The organism is Streptomyces sp. NPDC086554, assembly GCF_040686095.1.
Lineage (GTDB): Bacteria > Actinomycetota > Actinomycetes > Streptomycetales > Streptomycetaceae > Streptomyces.
The window spans coordinates 305265-321580 of sequence record NZ_JBFBJK010000003.1 but is presented as its reverse complement, the minus strand read 5'-3'; the positions used below and the strand labels follow the sequence as shown (position 1 = coordinate 321580).

Here is a 16316-nt window from a genome sequence, read left to right as displayed (position 1 = left end):
GGTGTCCTACTACTGGTCGGATCGGGGTCTGTTGCCAGTCGGCATTGGAAAGAACCCGGTCCGGGGCATGCCGCAGACGGACCGGGCGGCTTCGGGGCCTGCCCCGGCCGGTATCGGGTCCGATGTCGGTGTCGGTGTCGGTTCCGGCGCTGCTGCCCGGATCGAGGGCGAGAGTCAGAGTCACCCGGGTGTTGTGAGCCACCTCCAGCTGACCGGGCGTGAACTGCGCCGCGATCCATACGGTGCCGGCAGGGATGTCCCCCGTCAGCCGGTCGGCATCAGGACGATGCCCTACGGGCCAGGGATGCGCCAGCAGAACCGGACCTGTGGCGTCCAGACGGACGAGGAACCACCGCTCCACCGGAAGGAACTGGTCGAACCAGACTCGACGGCCGGCACCGTCCAGCTCGTCCCGCACCTGACCGTCCGTCGCGGGCAGCGTGCCGGTCTCATGCGGCGGCTCTGCCCTACCCGCTCCGTCGAGCAAGTGGTCCCGTCGCCCGGCCGAAGATTTCATGTCCTACGCGTGGTCAGGTCCAGGCTGTTGTCGTAGGCACTGCGATCCCGCCATCTCCGGCAATCCCGGAGCCCCTCATTTCCATGGTTCATCCGTCGACGTGCTCGTCACGAACTCGTTCGGTGAGCACCGACTGACGCCACTGGCCTGATACTGGCCTCAGGTTCGCAGCTCACCAGGAGGTATCCATGAAGATGCTGATCAACGTTGCGGAGACAGTCGTCGCGGACGCGTTGCGGGGGATGGCCGCCGCGCATCCGGAGCTGACGGTCGACGTGGAGAATCGTGTGATCGTGCGCAGGGACGCTCCCGTCGAGGGGAAGGTCGCCCTCGTCTCCGGCGGGGGATCCGGGCACGAGCCGCTGCACGGCGGGTTCGTGGGTCCGGGCATGCTGTCGGCCGCGTGTCCCGGTGAGGTGTTCACCTCGCCCGTGCCGGATCAGATGGTGCGCGCCGCGGCCGCCGTGGACAGCGGGGCGGGCGTGCTGTTCATCGTGAAGAACTACACGGGGGACGTCCTCAACTTCGACATGGCGGCCGAACTCGCCGAGGACGAGGGGATTCAGGTCGCCAAGGTGCTCGTCAATGACGACGTGGCCGTCACCGACAGTCTGTACACGGCGGGGCGGCGCGGTACCGGCGCGACGCTGTACGTGGAGAAGATCGCCGGTGCCGCGGCCGACGAGGGCATGCCGCTGGAGCGCGTCGAGGCGATCGCCCGTCAGGTCAATGAGAACTCCCGGAGCTTCGGGGTGGCCCTGAGTGCTTGCTCCACGCCCGCCAAGGGGAGTCCCACCTTCGATCTGCCGCCCGGCGAGCTGGAGTTGGGGGTCGGGATCCATGGAGAGCCGGGGCGTGAGCGGCGCTCGATGATGACGTCGCGCGAGATCGCGGACTTCTCGGTGGACGCCGTGCTCGAGGATCTTCGTCCGCGCAATCCCGTGCTCGTGCTCGTGAACGGGATGGGTGCCACTCCGCTCCTCGAGTTGTACGGGTTCAACGCCGAGGTGCAGCGGGTCCTCGCCGAGCGGGATGTCGTGGTGGCGCACACCCTGGTCGGCAACTACGTGACCTCGCTGGACATGGCCGGGGCGTCCGTGACCCTGTGTCAGGTCGACGAGGAGCTGCTGCGGCTGTGGAACGCGCCGGTGCGCACACCCGGGTTGCGCTGGGGTGTCTGACCCCGGTGATCGCCTCGTACGTCTCGCACTTCGCGTACGTCTCATAGGCATTCGTACGTCTCGTAGTCAATCGCTCTACCGCGCAAGGAGATTCCGTGCTCGACGCCGCATTCTTCCGCCGCTGGCTGATCTCGTCCGCCGCTCTCGTCGACCGGGAGGCGGAGCGGCTCACCGAGCTCGACTCGCCGATCGGTGACGCCGACCACGGCAGCAATATGCAGCGGGGGTTCGCCTCCGTGGTGACCGTCCTGGAGAAGGAGGAGCCCGCCACGCCGGGGGCCGTGCTGATGCTGGCCGGGCGGCAGCTGATCTCGACCGTCGGCGGCGCTTCGGGGCCGCTGTACGGCACGCTGCTTCGGCGTACCGGCAAGGCGCTCGGTGACGCCGCCGAGGTCAGCGAGCAGCAGTTCGCCGACGCGTTCCGTACGGGCGTCGACGCCGTCGGCGCGCTGGGCGGCGCCGCGCCCGGCGACAAGACGATGCTGGATGCCCTTGTACCGGCGGTCGACGCGCTCGGGGAGTCCTTCGGCGCGGCGCGCGCCGCCGCCAACGAAGGCGCGCTCGCCACCACGCCGCTGCAGGCACGCAAGGGCCGGGCGAGCTATCTGGGCGAGCGCAGCATCGGGCATCAGGATCCCGGCGCGACGTCGTCGGCGCTGCTCTTCGACGCGCTCTCCGAGACCGCAGACAGCGAGACCGCCGGCAGCGGGACCGCCGGCGGCGAGGGGGCCGGCGATGAGTGACGAGAAGCTGGTCGGCATCGTCCTCGTCTCGCACAGCGGGCCCGTCGCCGACGCGGTCGCCGCGCTGGCCGCCGGGCTCGCGGGCGGCGGGACGACCGCGCCCGTGGCGGGTGCGGGCGGTACCGAGGACGGCGGCCTCGGCACCAGCGCCGAGCTGATCTCCGCGGCCGCCGCGCGGGTCGACCGCGGCGCGGGCGTCGCGGTCCTCACCGACCTGGGCAGCGCGGTCCTCACCGTGAAGGCGCTGCTCGCGGAGGGCGATGAACTCCCGGACGGCGCCCGCCTGGTGGACGCCCCGTTCGTGGAGGGCGCGGTCGCGGCCGTGGTGACCGCGTCGGCGGGCGCCGACCTCGACGCCGTGGAGGCGGCGGCAGCGGAGGCGTACGCGTACCGCAAGGTGTGAGCCTCTGCTCTCGCCGCCTCAGTTCTGGTGGAGGAACTGCCGGGCCAGCGCGTCGCCACGGGCGACCGCGGCCCGGTGGCTCTCGATGGGGGAGGCGCCGCGCCCCTTGAAGACGATGTAGGTGACGCCGGCGCCCGCGCCGCCGGACTTGGGGTCGGCACGGATGCCGAGCGCCTTGGCGGCCGCGTAGGACGCCTCGCCGATCAGGTCGGTGGGACCGGTGTCGCCGACCACCGCGTACAGGACCTTGCCCCGGTGGATCACGGCGGCGACGGAGCCGCCGTTGACGCCGTGTGCCGTGTGGTTCCAGCGGCGGCTCGCGCCCGGCACGACGACGTACGGCAGGCGCTCGGCGTTCAGCTGGCGGCCGTCGGACTGCTGGAAGGCGGTGGCGTGGAAGAAGAGGGGGTCGGCGCGGCGGTTGCAGGCCTTGCCGGGCCGTCCGTCGCAGTCGATGTCCATGTCGGCCTTCCAGAACACGGCGCCTCGTCTGCCGCAGACGGGGATGTTCGCCGGGGCGCCGTCGTCGCTGCGGTACTTGCCGTGGGAGATCTGCCGGCACGATCCGGCCTTGGCGAGCAGGGCGGCGGCGCTGACCGAGCCTTCGCGGGCGGTGCTCCCGCGCAGCGCCTCACGGCCCGGTAGTGAACTCTCCCTGATATCCGGTGACTTGGGGTTCGGCTCGCCCTGTTCCTGCGCCGTCGCGGGCAGTGAAGCGGGGGCCAGCAGAGCGGCTCCGGCGGCGACGGCGAGCGCCGCCGTTCTGGTACGCACGAGAAAAGACCTTCCCTGGGAGGAAACTGACGGCCGGTCGGCCATGGACCGGAGGCCGGAGGGCCAGGGGGCATGGCCAAGACGCAGAAGTCCCAATCTGTCCCGGCTCGTACGTCCCGGCCACCGCTCAGGGTCCGGACGGTGCACGCGGGCCTCTTGACGTGCCCCCGCCAACTGCGTGGCACGAAGGACGTGGCGCCCCCTGCCGCCCCGCGCGGCGTCACCGTCCAGGCGGGCAGCGCCACCACCGCCCACGTCATGTGGAACCGGGCCACGGACGACACCGGGGTCACCGGCTACGACGTGTACCGCTGCGCCACCCGGGTCGGCGGCACGGCTCCCCGGACGTGACGTCGGGTCGGCTGTCGGCCGTACGAAGGATTCCGTCACCTGCCCGGTGGCCGTCCGCATGCGGTCCTGGCCGATGGCACGTTGGCTCGTCCGCAGGTAGCACGGGCGCTTCCCTACCTCCGGCGGCGCATGGGACGTACCGCCTCCCGTGCCACCGGAGGGCAGACTCATGCGTTCTACTCAGATATCCGTCCGCTCCGGACTGACCATCGCCGCCGCAGCCGCAGCTCTTCCGCTGGCACTGGCCGCTCCGGCGGCGGCGGGTCCGGGGCTCACCGTGACCGCCACCGGCACAACGGTCCGGGCCACCACGACAGACTGCGCCAACGGCGGCATTGCCTCGCTGATGAGCCCCTCCGCGGCCAGCTTCGCCGCGGGGCGGCAGACGTCGCTGATCAACGGCAGCGCTTCCTGGACGAACGTCACCACCGGCACCCATTCGGTGATGGTGCGGTGCGACGACGGGTCGACGGTCGGTCCCTCGACGGTCAGGGTCGGCTCCACGCCGACGATCTCGTCGACGGCGACGGCGCCCGCGCTCGGCGTCCGAGGCGGCATGGGCGGTGGCAGCGTGGACTACAGCACGCTGACCCTCGTCGGGGGCGGGGCCCTGGTGGCCGCGGCCGCGGTCGGCGGCGGCGCCTGGTACCTGCGCCGCCGCGGAGCACCACCCCGGCTCTGAACCAGGCCGTGGAAGGAAGCGGCTGCCGCCGGGCCGACCCACGTCGGGCCGACGGCAGCCGTCATGCGCGCGCTGTCACGCCCGCGGCGCGCCCAGCTCCTCCAGCGTCCGCTCCAGCCACTGGGTCCAGAACGTCTCCAGGTCGATCCCGGCTCGCAGCACCACATGCCGCAGCCGGTCCTCCACCGCGTCCTTCCCCGGCGGGAAGTCCCGCTTCTCGATCTCCTCGTACTCGGCCAACTGCCGCCGGTGCAGGGTGAGATGGCGGCGCAGGTCGGCCTCGATGCCGTCCGTTCCGACGACCGCAGCCGCCCGCAGCCGCAGCAGGAGGGTGTCCCGCAGCGGCTTGGGGTCCTGGCTCGCCGCGGTCCAGCGGGCCAGTTCGGCGCGGCCCGCCGGCAGCACCTCGTACTCCTTCTTCTGCCCGCGCGTCGCCTGCTCCTGCGGCAGCGCGCGGATGGACCCGTCCCGCTCCAGTTTTCCCAGCTCGCGGTAGATCTGCTGGTGCGTGGCCGACCAGAAGTAGCCGATCGACTTGTCGAACCTGCGGGTCAGCTCGAGACCCGACGAAGGCTTTTCGAGCAGAGCGGTGAGGATCGCGTGCGGGAGTGACATGGCGGCCATCCTAGGTACGGCGTACGAAGCGGTGCGGCCGCGTCACAGGGCGGCGGCAAGCTCCGTGCCCTGCTTGATGGCGCGCTTGGCGTCCAGCTCGGCGGCCACGTCCGCGCCCCCGATGAGGTGCGCGTCGACGCCGGCGGCGACGAGCTCCTCGTACAGGTCGCGGCGCGGGTCCTGGCCGGAGCAGAGGACGACCGTGTCGACGGGGATGACCGTGGAGTGGCCGTCGACGGTGATGTGCAGGCCCGCGTCGTCGATGAGGTCGTAGGCGGCGCCCGCGACCATCGTGACGCCGCGGTGGCGCAGCTCCGTGCGGTGGATCCAGCCGGTCGTCTTGCCGAGGCCCTGGCCGACCTTGGACGTCTTGCGCTGCAGGAGGTGGACGGAGCGCGGCGGGGTCGGCCGCTCGGGCTTCGTCAGGCCGCCGCGGTCTTTGTAGTCCATGTCGACGCCCCACTGCCGGAAGTACGTCGCGGGGTCCAGGCTGGCCTTCTCGCCGCCGTCGGTCAGGAACTCGGCGACGTCGAAGCCGATGCCGCCCGCGCCGATGATCGCGACCCGCTCCCCCACGTGCACGTTGTCGCGCAGCACGTCGAGGTAGCCGACCACGCTGGGGTGGTCGACGCCCGGGATCTCGGGTGTGCGGGGACTGACTCCGGTGGCGACGACCACTTCGTCGTACGCCGCGTCAGCGAGGTCCTTGGCGGTGGCGCGGGTGTCCAACTTGACGTCCACGCCGTGCAGTTCGAGCTGGGTACGGAAGTAGCGCAGGGTCTCGTCGAACTCCTCCTTGCCGGGGACCTTGCGGGCCACGTTGAGCTGCCCGCCGATCTCGGAGGCCGCGTCGAAGAGCGTGACGTCGTGGCCGCGCTCGGCGGCCGAGACGGCGAAGGCGAGTCCGGCCGGGCCCGCGCCGACGACGGCGACGCGCTTCTTGGTGCGCGTCGGGGACAGGACCAGTTCCGTCTCGTGGCAGGCGCGCGGGTTCACCAGGCAGGAGGTGATCTGCAGGTTGAAGGTGTGGTCGAGGCAGGCCTGGTTGCAGCCGATGCAGGTGTTGATGGCCTCGGACTTCTCGGCCTGCGCCTTGGCGACGAAGTCGGGGTCGGCGAGCAGCGGACGGGCCAGGGACACCATGTCGGCGGCGCCGTCGGCGAGCAACTGCTCGGCGATCTCCGGGGTGTTGATGCGGTTGGTGGTGACGAGCGGCACGGAGACCTCGCCCATCACCTTCTTGGTGACGAAGGTGTACGCGCCGCGCGGCACGGACGTCGCGATGGTGGGGATGCGCGCCTCGTGCCAGCCGATGCCGGTGTTGATGATGGTGGCGCCCGCGGCCTCGATCTCCTTGGCGAGGTGGACGACCTCTTCGAGGGTCGAGCCGCCGGGGATCAGGTCCAGCATGGACAGCCGGTAGATGATGATGAAGTCCGCGCCGACGCGCTCGCGGACACGGCGGACGATCTCGACGGGGAAGCGGATGCGGTTCTCGTAGGAGCCGCCCCAGCGGTCGGTGCGCCGGTTGGTGGGGGCCGCGATGAACTCGTTGATCAAGTAGCCCTCGGAGCCCATGACTTCGACGCCGTCGTAGCCCGCGAGCTTCGCAAGCTCGGCGGCGCGCACGAAGTCCTCGATGGTCTGCTCGACCTCGTCGTCGGTGAGCGCACGGGGCACGAAGGGGCTGATCGGCGCCTGGAGCGCGCTCGGCGCGACCAGCTTGTCGTGGTAGGCATACCGCCCGAAGTGGAGGATCTGCATCGCGATCTTCCCGCCCTCGGCGTGCACGGCCGCGGTGATGGCCGCGTGCTCCTGCGCCTCCGCCTCGGTGGTCAGCTTGGCCCCGCCGTCCCAGGGCCGGCCGAGCTCGTTCGGGGCAATGCCGCCGGTGACGATGAGGCCGACGCCGCCGCGCGCACGGGCCGCGTAGAACTCCGCCATGCGCTCGAAACCGTTCGGGGCCTCTTCCAGGCCCACGTGCATCGAGCCCATCAGGACCCGGTTGGGCAGGGTGGTAAAGCCCAGGTCGAGCGGTTTCAGCAGGTTCGGGTAGCGGGACATGCGGGCCCTCCGTACGCGGTGTGTCGTCAGCACAGTTCTAGAGGACGCCCGACCGTTGTGCAACTAGTTGCATAAAGACGTGGCGGGGACCACTGCGGCACGCCGCCTGAGCGCTGCGTCCGAATCCCGCCAGCCGGACCGCTCCGCACCCCGCAGACTTGTCCCTGTCACCGGGGGACACGGGGCACACGGAGAACAGCCGCGAACAGCCACCCGGGGCAGAGAAGGGAGCATCCGATGTCCAAGGCCACCGCCAAGGCCCTCTACACGACCATCGACAGCCCACTGGGCGAGCTGCTGCTGGTCGGCGAGGCGTCGGCCACCGCGAAGGGCGGCACCGCGCTGGCCTCGCTGTCCATGCCGGGGCAGAAGGGCGGCGCCGTCGTCCAGGACGACTGGGTGCGCGACGACGAGGCCTTCGCGGAGATCGCCGGGCAGCTGCGCGCGTACTTCGAGGGGAGCCTGACGCGGTTCGACATCGAGTACGTGAGCGGCGTCGGCACCGACTTCCAGCGGCGGGTCTGGCACGCCATCGACACCCTCCCGTACGGCACGACCACGACGTACGGGAAGCTCGCCGAACGGATGGGACTCTCGCGTGCCGCCGTTCGCGCGCTCGGCACGGCCATCGGGCGCAATCCGCTGCTCGTGGTGCGCCCCTGCCATCGAGTCATCGGCGCCGACGGCTCGCTGACCGGCTACGCGGGCGGTCTGGAGCGCAAGCAGCGGCTCCTGGACCTGGAGTCCGAGTCGGCGTAAAGGCCCTTCAGGTCAGCGCCCGCCCCGGTGACCGAGCCGTACCGACAGATCGTCCGCGCCCTTGGCCGCGAGCCCCGCCAGTTCGCGCTCGCGGTCCTCGCTCCAGCGGATCATCGGTACGGAGATGGAGAGCGCCGCGACGACCCGTCCCGCGCTGTCGCGGACCGGGGCGGCCACGCAGCTCACGTCCGGGTTGGACTCGCGGTGTTCGGCCGCGATGCCGCGCTCGCGGATCTCGGCGAGCGCGGCGAGCAGCGCCCGAGGCTCCGTGATGCTGTTCGGGGTCATCGCCGTCAGCTCGCGGCCCGCCACGCGTGCCTCCAGCTCGGCCGGCGGCAGTGAGGCGAGCAGCATCTTGCCGACGGATGTGCAGTGGGCGGGGAGCTTGCGGCCCGCGGCGGAGACCATGCGGACGGCGTGCGTGGAGTCCACCTTGGCGATGTAGATGACGTCGGTGTCCTCCAGGACCGCCACATGCACCGTCTCGTCGCAGGTCTCGGCGACCTCGCGCGCCACCTGCTGGCCCTCGGCGGCCAGGTCGAGCTGTTCGGCGTACCGGCTGCCGAGCTGATAGGCGCGTACGCCGAGGCGGTAGCGGCCCGTCTGGTCCGGGATCTGGACAAGGTAGGAGCGGGCCGCAAGGGTGGTGAGCAGTTCGTGCACGGTGGTGCGGGGCAGCTGGAGCCTGCGGGTCACCTCGGGGGCGGACAGGGTCCCGTCGCCCTCGAGGAACAGCTCGAGTATGTCCAGCGCCCTGGTCACCGCTGGCACCAGTCGTCCCATGGTCGGCCTCCCACCCCGTGGTCCGAAGTCGCGTCCGAAACTTCGGTCAATGATCGATATGACGAACACAGGCTAGTCACAGCCACGTTCGGCGCGCAATGGCCCGGCGGTCCCCCGAGGGTCAAGACCTTTTCGTACGACCCATTGACACCCCACCGGCTGCGTGAATACCGTCACGCCAACATTTCGAACGTGTGACGAAATACCGAACAACCAAGGGGCAACTGCCTTGCGTATTACGGGAATCAGCACGCACGTGGTGGGGACGCCCTGGCGCAATCTCACCTACGTCCAGGTCCACACCGACGAGGGGCTCACCGGCGTCGGCGAGACCCGCATGCTCGGTCGTACCGACGCCCTGCTCGGCTATCTCGGCGAGGCGGCGGCCAACCACATCGTGGGGTCCGACCCGTTCGCCGTCGAGGATCTCGTGCGGCGCATGAAGTACGGCGACTACGGCCGGGCCGGCGAGATCGTGATGTCGGGCATCGCCTGTGTGGAGATGGCCTGTTGGGACATCAAGGGCAAGGCGCTCGGCGTGCCGGTCTGGCAGCTGCTCGGCGGGAAGGTCACCGACAAGGTCAAGGCGTACGCCAACGGCTGGTACACCACCGAGCGCACCCCGGAGGCGTACCACAAGGCCGCCGGCGCGGTGGTCGAGCGGGGCTACCGCGCCCTGAAGATCGACCCGTTCGGCACCGGGCACTTCGAGCTGGATCAGGCGGGCACGTCGTACGCGGTGTCGCTGATCGAGGCGGTCCGGGACGCGATCGGTCCCGACGCCGAGCTGATGCTGGAGATGCACGGCCGGTTCAGCCCGTCCACGGCGGTGCGGCTTGCAAAGGAACTCGCGCCGTTCCGGCCCGCCTGGCTGGAGGAGCCGGTGCCGCCGGAGAACCTCAAGGCCCTGGAGAAGGTCGCCGCCAAGGTGGACATGCCGATCGCCACCGGCGAGCGGATCCACGACCGGATCGAGTTCCGGGAGCTCTTCGAGTCGCAGGCCGCCGACATCATCCAGCCGGACGTCGGCCACATCGGCGGCATCCTGGAGACCCGCAAGCTGGCGGCGACCGCCGAGACGCACTACACGCTGGTCGCCCCGCACAATGTCGGCGGCTCGGTGCTCACCGCGGCCTCGCTCCAAGTCGCCGCCTGCACACCGAACTTCAAGATCCTTGAGCACTTCAACGACTTCGCGGACGCGGAGATCAAGAAGGTGGTCAAGGGAGCGCCCCAGGTGGTCGACGGCTACTTCGAGGTGTCCCACGAGCCGGGACTCGGCGTCGAGCTGGACACCGACGCGGCGGCCGAGTTCCCGCAGCAGCAGGCCCGGTTCGACCTGTGGGCCGATGGCTGGGAGAAGCGGGATCCCAAGGGGGCGGGGAAGCCCAAGGGGGCGGGGAAGTGAGCTCCGGCTCCTCGCGCGCGATCGTCATCGACAAGCCGGGCTCGCACCGGCTCGTGGTGGGGGCGACGCCCGAGCCCGGCCCGGGCGAGGTCCTGGTGCGGGTGGCCGCCGCCGGGATCTGCATGAGCGACCGTGAGGTCTACGACGGGCATCGGGACGCCGCGTACGTGCGCTACCCCGTGACCCCCGGGCACGAGTGGTCCGGCGCCGTCGAGGCCGCGGGCGCGGGCGTCGACCCGGCGCTCGTCGGGCGGAAGGTCGTCGCCGAGGGCTTCCGGGCCTGCGGGACGTGCGAGCGGTGCCGGTGCGGCGAGACGAGCCTGTGCACCGGCGGCTACGCGGAGACGGGCTTCACCGAGCCCGGCGCCTTCGCCGACCACGTGGCCGTCCCCGCCCGGCTGGTCCACCCGCTGCACGACGACGCGGACCTCAGCGCCGCCGCCCTGCTCGAACCCGCTGCGGTGATCGCCGGTGCGGTGCGGGCGGGGCGGCCGCGGCCCGGTGAGCGGATCGCGGTGGTCGGCGCGGGCACCCTCGGGCTGCTCGCGGTGCAGCTGCTCGCCGCATCCTCGCCCGCGGAGCTGACGGTGATCGACCCGCGGTCCGAACGCGGCGCGCAGGCCCTTGAGTTCGGCGCGAGCGAGAGCCTGACACCCGCCGACGCGGAGGGCCACCACGGCCGCTACGACCTGGTCCTGGAGACCGCGGGCGCGCCGACCACGGCGGCCTCCTCCTGTCTGCTCGCGCGCCGGGGCGGCCGGGTGGTGCTCACCGGCATGTTCACGCCCGGCGCCACCGGCATCGACCCGGTGCACCTGTCGCTGAGCCAGCTGGAGGTGCGCAGCGTCTTCGGCGCGCCGTCCGCCGCCTGGTCGGACGCGGTACGGGCGTTCCGGCTCGGGCCGCTCGACCCGGCCCCGCTGATCACCCACGAATTCCCGCTGGAGCAGTTCGGCGAGGCCGTCGCGCTGGTCGGCGGCGGTGACCCGAAGACCGGGAAGGTGCTGCTCCGGCCCTGATCCGCGCCCCCTGATCCGTACGGCGGTGCGCGGCGCCCCCGACGGCCCCCGCGCCGCCGTACACCCATCGACCCGACCAACGTACGAAATATCGAACACTGCATATGGGAGTCCCGTGACCAGCCCGTCAGCACCTCGTCGCCCCGGCGCCGACGCCCTCGCCCGCATCGGACACACCGTGCCCGCACTCGACCCGGCGGACGCATCGCCGCACAGCTTCCCCGACGGCGGTACCTGGCGCACCGAGATCCCCTCCGTGGAGGGCCCCGAGGCGCTCGCCGTGGTGCTCAAGGAGAGCTCGCGGCTCGATGTGCCGATCCACCGGATCAGCCAGGGCAGCGGCGTCTGGATGCTCACCGACGACGAGATCACCGAGATGGTGGAGGCCTGCGCGGAACGGGACATCGAGCTCTGCCTGTTCACCGGGCCGCGCGGCACCTGGGACATCGGCGCCGCAACGCGCACCGACTCCGGTGGCGCGGGACTGCGCTCGCGCGGCCATGACGCGCTCGCCGGATGCGTCGAAGACGCCGTGCGCGCAACGGAGTTGGGGGTGCGCTGCCTGCTCGTCGCCGACGAGGGCGTGCTGTGGACCCTGCACCGGCTGCGCACCGCCGGGGCACTGCCCGCCGACACCACGTTCAAGGTGTCGGCCCTCATCGGACCGGTCAACCCGGCCTCGTACGCGGTCTTCGAGCAGCTCGGCGCCGACTCGCTCAACATCCCGTCCGATCTCGCGCTCGACCACCTCACGGAGATCCGCCGGGTCAGCCGCGCCCCGATGGACCTGTACGTCGAGGCGCCGGACGACCTCGGCGGCTACGTGCGGATGTACGAGGCGGCCGAGCTGATCCGGCGCGGCGCCCCGCTCTACCTCAAGTTCGGCCTCAGCAGGTCGCCCGGTATCTACCCCTACGGCGCCCAGCTGCGCGACCACACCCTGGCCACCGCCCGCGAGCGCGTCCGGCGCGGACGGCTCGTCCTCGATCTGCTCGCCCGGCACGGCGCGGACGGCGGAATGTCGCCGCTCGGCGCACGTCTGCCCGGCGAGCTCCAGCGCTTCCCCGTCCCGGAAGGGGACTGAACCATGAGTACCCGCATCACCAGAAAAGCACGTCTCACCGCCGCCGTGGCCACCGCCGTGCTGCTCGGCTCGCTGACCGCCTGCGGTCAGGAGGCCAAGGGCGGCAGCCGCTACCAGCCGGACGAGGGCAAGGGCAGCACCATCGGCCTCGCGATGCCGACCAAGGCCTCCGAGCGGTGGATCGCCGACGGCAACAACATGGCCAAGCAGTTCAAGAAGGCCGGGTACAAGACCGATCTGCAGTACGGCGACAACAAGGTCGAGAACCAGATCGCCCAGCTGGAGAACATGATCACCAAGGGGCGCAGCCTCCTCGTGGTGGCCGCCATCGACGGCTCCGCGCTCAGCGAGGTCCTCCAGCGCGCGCACGACGCGGGCATCCCCGTGATCTCGTACGACCGCCTCATCCTCGGCACGGACAACGTCGATTACTACGCGTCGTTCGACAACGAGCGCGTCGGCCGCCTTCAAGCCCAGTACCTCGTCAAGAAGCTGGAGCTCGGCAAGCCCGAGAAGGGCGGCGACCCGAAGAACATCGAGCTGTTCGCGGGTTCGGCGAACGACAACAACACGAAGTACTTCTGGAACGGCGCCATGAAGGTGCTCCAGCCGTACTTCAAGAGCGGCCAGCTGACGGTCCGCAGCAAGCAGACGAGGATGAACCAGGCCACCACTCTGGACTGGGACGGCGGCACCGCGCAGAAGCGCATGGACGACCTGATCAGCAAGAACTACGGCACCGAGAAGGTCGACGCGGTCCTCTCGCCTTACGACGGGATCTCGCTCGGCATCATCTCCGCCCTCAAGAGCGCGGGTTACGGATCCAAGAGCGAGCCACTGCCGGTGATCACCGGGCAGGACGCGGAGCTCGCGTCGGTGAAGTCCATCATCCGCGGCGAGCAGACGCAGACAGTGTTCAAGGACACCCGCAAGCTGGCCGCGCAGGCGGTGGCCATGGGTGACGCGGTCCTGAACGACAGGAAACCCAAGGTCAACAACACCAAGGACTACAACAACGGCAAGAAGACCGTGCCGTCCTTCCTCCTCGACCCGGTCAGCGTCGACAAGTCCAACACCCAACTCCTTGTCGACGAGGGTTACTTCAAGGCTGGGCAGCTCAAGTGAGCGGGCCCGTACTGGAGATGCGCGGGATCACCAAGACGTTCCCCGGCGTCAAGGCGCTCTCCGATGTGAATCTGACCGTGGGTGCCGGGGAGATCCACGCGATCTGCGGCGAGAACGGCGCGGGCAAGTCGACGCTGATGAAGGTCCTCAGCGGCGTTCACGAGCACGGCAGTTACGACGGCGAGATCCACTTCGAGGGCGAGCGCATGGCCTTCAAGGACATCCGTGCCAGCGAGAAGCACGGCATCGTGATCATCCATCAGGAGCTGGCGCTCGTCCCGTATCTGTCCATCGCCGAGAACATCTTCCTCGGCAACGAACAGAGCAGCCGGGGCTTCATCGACTGGAACGACACGCTGCGCAGGGCGAGCGCGCTGCTCAAGCGGGTCGGCCTGAGCGAGAAGCCGCAGACACCGGTGGCCGACATCGGCGTGGGCAAGCAGCAGTTGGTGGAGATCGCCAAGGCCCTGTCGAAGGAGGTGAAGCTGCTCATCCTGGACGAGCCGACGGCCGCGCTCAACGACGAGGACAGCGCCAAGCTCCTCGACCTCATCCTGGAGCTGCGCGAGCAGGGCATCGCCTGCATCATCATCTCGCACAAGCTGAACGAGATCCGGGCCATCACCGACTCGGTGACGATCCTGCGCGACGGCCAGACCATCGAGACCCTGAGGGTCCGTGAGACCCCGTCGTCCGCACCGCAGGTGGCCGAGGACCGCATCATCCGCGGCATGGTCGGCCGCGACCTCGACCACCGCTTCCCCGACCGCACGCCCTATGAGGGCGAGGACGCGGGATCCCTCTCGCTGGCCGTGCGGGGCTGGACGGTGCGGCATCCGGTCGACCACCAGCGCAAGGTCGTCGACGACGTGTCGCTGACCGTGCGGCGCGGCGAGATCGTCGGCATCGCGGGCCTGATGGGCGCGGGCCGCACGGAGCTCGCGATGTCCGTCTTCGGGCGTTCCTACGGTCAGTACGTCGCCGGCACGGTGGCCGTCGGCGGGCGCGAGGTCATGACGAAGACCGTGCCCGCCGCGGTCGACGCCGGGATCGCGTACGTCACCGAGGACCGCAAGCAGTACGGCCTGAACCTCATCGACAACATCAACCGAAACATCTCCCTTGCCTCGCTGCCGGGCATGCGGCGCCGGGACGGCTTCGTCGACGAGCACCAGGAGCGCTCCGTCGCCGAGCGCTACCGCAAGTCGATGAACATCAAGGCCCCCACCGTCTTCGAGCAGGTGGGCCGGCTCTCCGGCGGCAATCAGCAGAAGGTCGTCCTGAGCAAGTGGATCCACGCCGATCCCGAGATCCTCATCCTCGACGAGCCGACGCGCGGCATCGACGTCGGTGCCAAGTACGAGATCTACACCGTCATCGACAAGCTGGCGGCCTCGGGCAAGGCGGTGCTCTTCATCTCCTCCGAACTGCCCGAGCTGCTCGGGATGTGCGACCGGATCTACACGATGGCCGAGGGCCGGCTGACCGGTGAGGTCGACCGCGCGGACGCCACCCAGGAACTCCTGATGCGCCACATGACCAAGAACAGAAGCTGAGGCATCCGCCATGACCACCACGACCACGCCACCACGTGACACCTCGTCCACGCCGCCCGCCAAGGAGTCCGCGCGTGATCTGCTGCTGCAGAGCGTGCGCTCCAACATGCGCCAGTACGGCATGCTCGTCGCCCTGGCCTTCATCGTCATCCTGTTCCAGATCTGGACCGACGGCACGCTGCTCCTGCCGAACAACGTCTCCAACCTGATCCAGCAGAACGGCTACATCCTCATCCTGGCCATCGGCATGATGATCGTCATCATCGCCGGCCACATCGACCTGTCCGTCGGCTCCCTTGTCGCCTTCGTCGGCGCCATGTCGGCGGTGATGATGGTCAAACACGACATGCCCTGGGTGCTCGCACTCGTCCTGTCGCTCCTCATCGGCGCGGTCGCGGGCGCGTGGCAGGGCTTCTTCATCGCCTACGTCGGCATCCCGTCGTTCATCGTGACGCTGGCCGGCATGCTGCTCTTCCGCGGTCTCACGCAGATCGTCCTGGAGGGCCAGTCGCTCTCGCCGTTCCCCGAGGGCTTCCAGAACATCGCCAAGGGCTTCATCCCCGAGATGGGCCCGTACACGCAGTACCACAACCCGACGCTGCTGCTCGGTGCCGTGACGGTCGCGTTCCTGCTCTTCCGCGAGTGGCGCAGCCGCAAGCAGCAGCTGGCGTACGACCTCGACGTGACGCCGACGGGTCTGTGGGTGGCCAAGCTGGTGGCCATGACCGCCGCCGTCGTCGCCTTCACGCTGACCCTCGCGAGCTTCCACGGCGTTCCCGTCGTCCTGCTCATCATGTGCGGCCTGCTCATCTCCCTCGGCTATGTGATGCGCAACGCGGTCGTGGGACGCCACGTGTACGCGCTCGGCGGCAACAAGGCCGCGGCGAAGCTGTCCGGCGTCAAGGACAAGCGCGTCACCTTCCTGATCTTCGTCAACATGGGTGTGCTCGCCGCGCTCGCGGGCTGTGTGTACGCGGCGCGCCTGAACGCGGGCACTCCGCAGGCGGGCCTGAACTTCGAACTCGAGGCGATCGCGGCCTCGTTCATCGGCGGCGCGTCGATGAGCGGTGGCGTCGGCACGGTGATGGGCGCCGTGATCGGCGGCCTGGTACTCGGCGTCCTCAACAACGGCATGTCCCTGGTCAACATCGGCACCGACTACCAGCAGGTCATCAAGGGCCTGGTGCTGCTTGCCGCGGTCGGGTTCGACGTCTGGAACAAGCGCAAGGTCGGGCGCTGAGCGCCCGCTGGA

Annotated in this window: 15 protein-coding genes and 1 pseudogene; 12 read left to right on the top strand and 4 right to left on the bottom strand. The window is 70.0% G+C overall.

The genetic code is table 11. From position 1 onward, the window contains the following. Nucleotides 1-705 precede the first annotated feature (705 nt). The 3 genes from dhaK to AB0O76_RS06485 all read left to right on the top strand — a co-directional run bounded on the left by dhaK (nt 706) and on the right by AB0O76_RS06485 (nt 2844). Nucleotides 706-1698: a dihydroxyacetone kinase subunit DhaK gene (dhaK, locus tag AB0O76_RS06495; protein ID WP_365486078.1), complete on the top strand. Its 993-nt coding sequence runs from the start codon at nt 706-708 to the stop codon at nt 1696-1698. A 95-nt stretch (nt 1699-1793) separates the two neighbouring features. Continuing rightward, nucleotides 1794-2441 (top strand): dihydroxyacetone kinase subunit DhaL, encoded by a 648-nt coding sequence (gene dhaL, locus AB0O76_RS06490; protein ID WP_365486076.1) that lies wholly within the window; start codon nt 1794-1796, stop codon nt 2439-2441. Continuing rightward, complete coding sequence (locus AB0O76_RS06485; RefSeq protein WP_365486075.1) at nt 2434-2844, top strand: PTS fructose transporter subunit IIA; 411 nt, start codon at nt 2434-2436, stop codon at nt 2842-2844. The genes dhaL and AB0O76_RS06485 overlap by 8 nt, the downstream gene beginning before the upstream one ends. An 18-nt stretch (nt 2845-2862) precedes the next feature. On the opposite strand, the gene AB0O76_RS06480 is transcribed toward AB0O76_RS06485, so the two are convergent. Next, nucleotides 2863-3618 carry a glycoside hydrolase family 75 protein gene (locus tag AB0O76_RS06480; RefSeq protein WP_365486073.1) on the bottom strand — a complete coding sequence of 252 codons (756 nt, stop codon included), beginning with the start codon at nt 3616-3618 and terminating at the stop codon, nt 2863-2865. Between the two features lie 156 nt (nt 3619-3774). On the opposite strand from AB0O76_RS06480, the pseudogene AB0O76_RS06475 reads away from it, so the two are divergent. Together AB0O76_RS06475 and AB0O76_RS06470 are read left to right on the top strand one after the other, a co-directional pair. Continuing rightward, nucleotides 3775-3930: pseudogene (locus tag AB0O76_RS06475) on the top strand (fibronectin type III domain-containing protein); the annotation flags it as partial. A 208-nt stretch (nt 3931-4138) separates the two neighbouring features. Further along, entirely contained in the window at nt 4139-4651 is a 513-nt protein-coding gene (locus AB0O76_RS06470; RefSeq protein WP_365486071.1) for a hypothetical protein, read from the top strand. Nucleotides 4652-4726: 75 nt separating this feature from the next. On the opposite strand, the gene AB0O76_RS06465 is transcribed toward AB0O76_RS06470, so the two are convergent. Next, on the bottom strand, nt 4727-5266 hold the full coding sequence (locus AB0O76_RS06465) for a PadR family transcriptional regulator (protein WP_365486069.1): 540 nt from the start codon (nt 5264-5266) through the stop codon (nt 4727-4729). Between the two features lie 42 nt (nt 5267-5308). Continuing rightward, nucleotides 5309-7330, bottom strand: a complete 2022-nt coding sequence (locus AB0O76_RS06460) for an NADPH-dependent 2,4-dienoyl-CoA reductase (protein ID WP_365486067.1) — start codon at nt 7328-7330, stop codon at nt 5309-5311. A 237-nt stretch (nt 7331-7567) separates the two neighbouring features. Between AB0O76_RS06460 and AB0O76_RS06455 the strand changes: the two genes are divergently transcribed. Continuing rightward, nucleotides 7568-8089 carry a methylated-DNA--[protein]-cysteine S-methyltransferase gene (locus tag AB0O76_RS06455; protein WP_365486066.1) on the top strand — a complete coding sequence of 174 codons (522 nt, stop codon included), beginning with the start codon at nt 7568-7570 and terminating at the stop codon, nt 8087-8089. Between the two features lie 12 nt (nt 8090-8101). On the opposite strand, the gene AB0O76_RS06450 is transcribed toward AB0O76_RS06455, so the two are convergent. Next, complete coding sequence (locus AB0O76_RS06450) at nt 8102-8872, bottom strand: IclR family transcriptional regulator (protein ID WP_365486064.1); 771 nt, start codon at nt 8870-8872, stop codon at nt 8102-8104. Nucleotides 8873-9101: 229 nt separating this feature from the next. Here AB0O76_RS06450 and AB0O76_RS06445 point away from each other — a divergent pair, with 229 nt between their 5' ends. From AB0O76_RS06445 to mmsB, 6 genes are all read left to right on the top strand, one after another. After that, a complete protein-coding gene (locus tag AB0O76_RS06445) occupies nt 9102-10280 on the top strand; it encodes a mandelate racemase/muconate lactonizing enzyme family protein (protein ID WP_365486062.1) in 1179 nt (392 codons plus the stop codon). Then, a complete protein-coding gene (locus tag AB0O76_RS06440; RefSeq protein WP_365486060.1) occupies nt 10277-11299 on the top strand; it encodes an alcohol dehydrogenase catalytic domain-containing protein in 1023 nt (340 codons plus the stop codon). The genes AB0O76_RS06445 and AB0O76_RS06440 overlap by 4 nt, the downstream gene beginning before the upstream one ends. Before the next feature lie 115 nt (nt 11300-11414). Continuing rightward, the gene (locus AB0O76_RS06435) at nt 11415-12383 is read left to right on the top strand and encodes a hypothetical protein (RefSeq protein ID WP_365486058.1); all 969 of its coding nucleotides are present in this window, start codon (nt 11415-11417) and stop codon (nt 12381-12383) included. A 3-nt stretch (nt 12384-12386) separates the two neighbouring features. Then, on the top strand, nt 12387-13508 hold the full coding sequence (gene chvE, locus AB0O76_RS06430; RefSeq protein ID WP_365486056.1) for a multiple monosaccharide ABC transporter substrate-binding protein: 1122 nt from the start codon (nt 12387-12389) through the stop codon (nt 13506-13508). Nucleotides 13509-13525: 17 nt separating this feature from the next. Next, nucleotides 13526-15064 (top strand): multiple monosaccharide ABC transporter ATP-binding protein, encoded by a 1539-nt coding sequence (gene mmsA, locus AB0O76_RS06425; RefSeq protein ID WP_365486350.1) that lies wholly within the window; start codon nt 13526-13528, stop codon nt 15062-15064. A 10-nt stretch (nt 15065-15074) separates the two neighbouring features. Beyond that, the gene (gene mmsB, locus AB0O76_RS06420) at nt 15075-16304 is read left to right on the top strand and encodes a multiple monosaccharide ABC transporter permease (protein WP_365486055.1); all 1230 of its coding nucleotides are present in this window, start codon (nt 15075-15077) and stop codon (nt 16302-16304) included. The last annotated feature ends 12 nt before the right edge of the window (nt 16305-16316 follow it).

Excerpts from the sequence above, each read along its gene's own strand:
- AB0O76_RS06460 (WP_365486067.1), bottom strand. The coding sequence starts at position 7,330 with ATGTCCCGCTACCCGAACCTGCTGAAACCGCTCGACCTGGGCTTTACC.
- dhaK (WP_365486078.1), top strand. The coding sequence starts at position 706 with ATGAAGATGCTGATCAACGTTGCGGAGACAGTCGTCGCGGACGCGTTG.
- AB0O76_RS06485 (WP_365486075.1), top strand. The coding sequence starts at position 2,434 with ATGAGTGACGAGAAGCTGGTCGGCATCGTCCTCGTCTCGCACAGCGGG.
- AB0O76_RS06465 (WP_365486069.1), bottom strand. The coding sequence starts at position 5,266 with ATGTCACTCCCGCACGCGATCCTCACCGCTCTGCTCGAAAAGCCTTCG.
- mmsA (WP_365486350.1), top strand. The coding sequence starts at position 13,526 with ATGCGCGGGATCACCAAGACGTTCCCCGGCGTCAAGGCGCTCTCCGAT.
- AB0O76_RS06455 (WP_365486066.1), top strand. The coding sequence starts at position 7,568 with ATGTCCAAGGCCACCGCCAAGGCCCTCTACACGACCATCGACAGCCCA.
- AB0O76_RS06450 (WP_365486064.1), bottom strand. The coding sequence starts at position 8,872 with ATGGGACGACTGGTGCCAGCGGTGACCAGGGCGCTGGACATACTCGAG.
- mmsB (WP_365486055.1), top strand. The coding sequence starts at position 15,075 with ATGACCACCACGACCACGCCACCACGTGACACCTCGTCCACGCCGCCC.
- chvE (WP_365486056.1), top strand. The coding sequence starts at position 12,387 with ATGAGTACCCGCATCACCAGAAAAGCACGTCTCACCGCCGCCGTGGCC.
- AB0O76_RS06470 (WP_365486071.1), top strand. The coding sequence starts at position 4,139 with ATGCGTTCTACTCAGATATCCGTCCGCTCCGGACTGACCATCGCCGCC.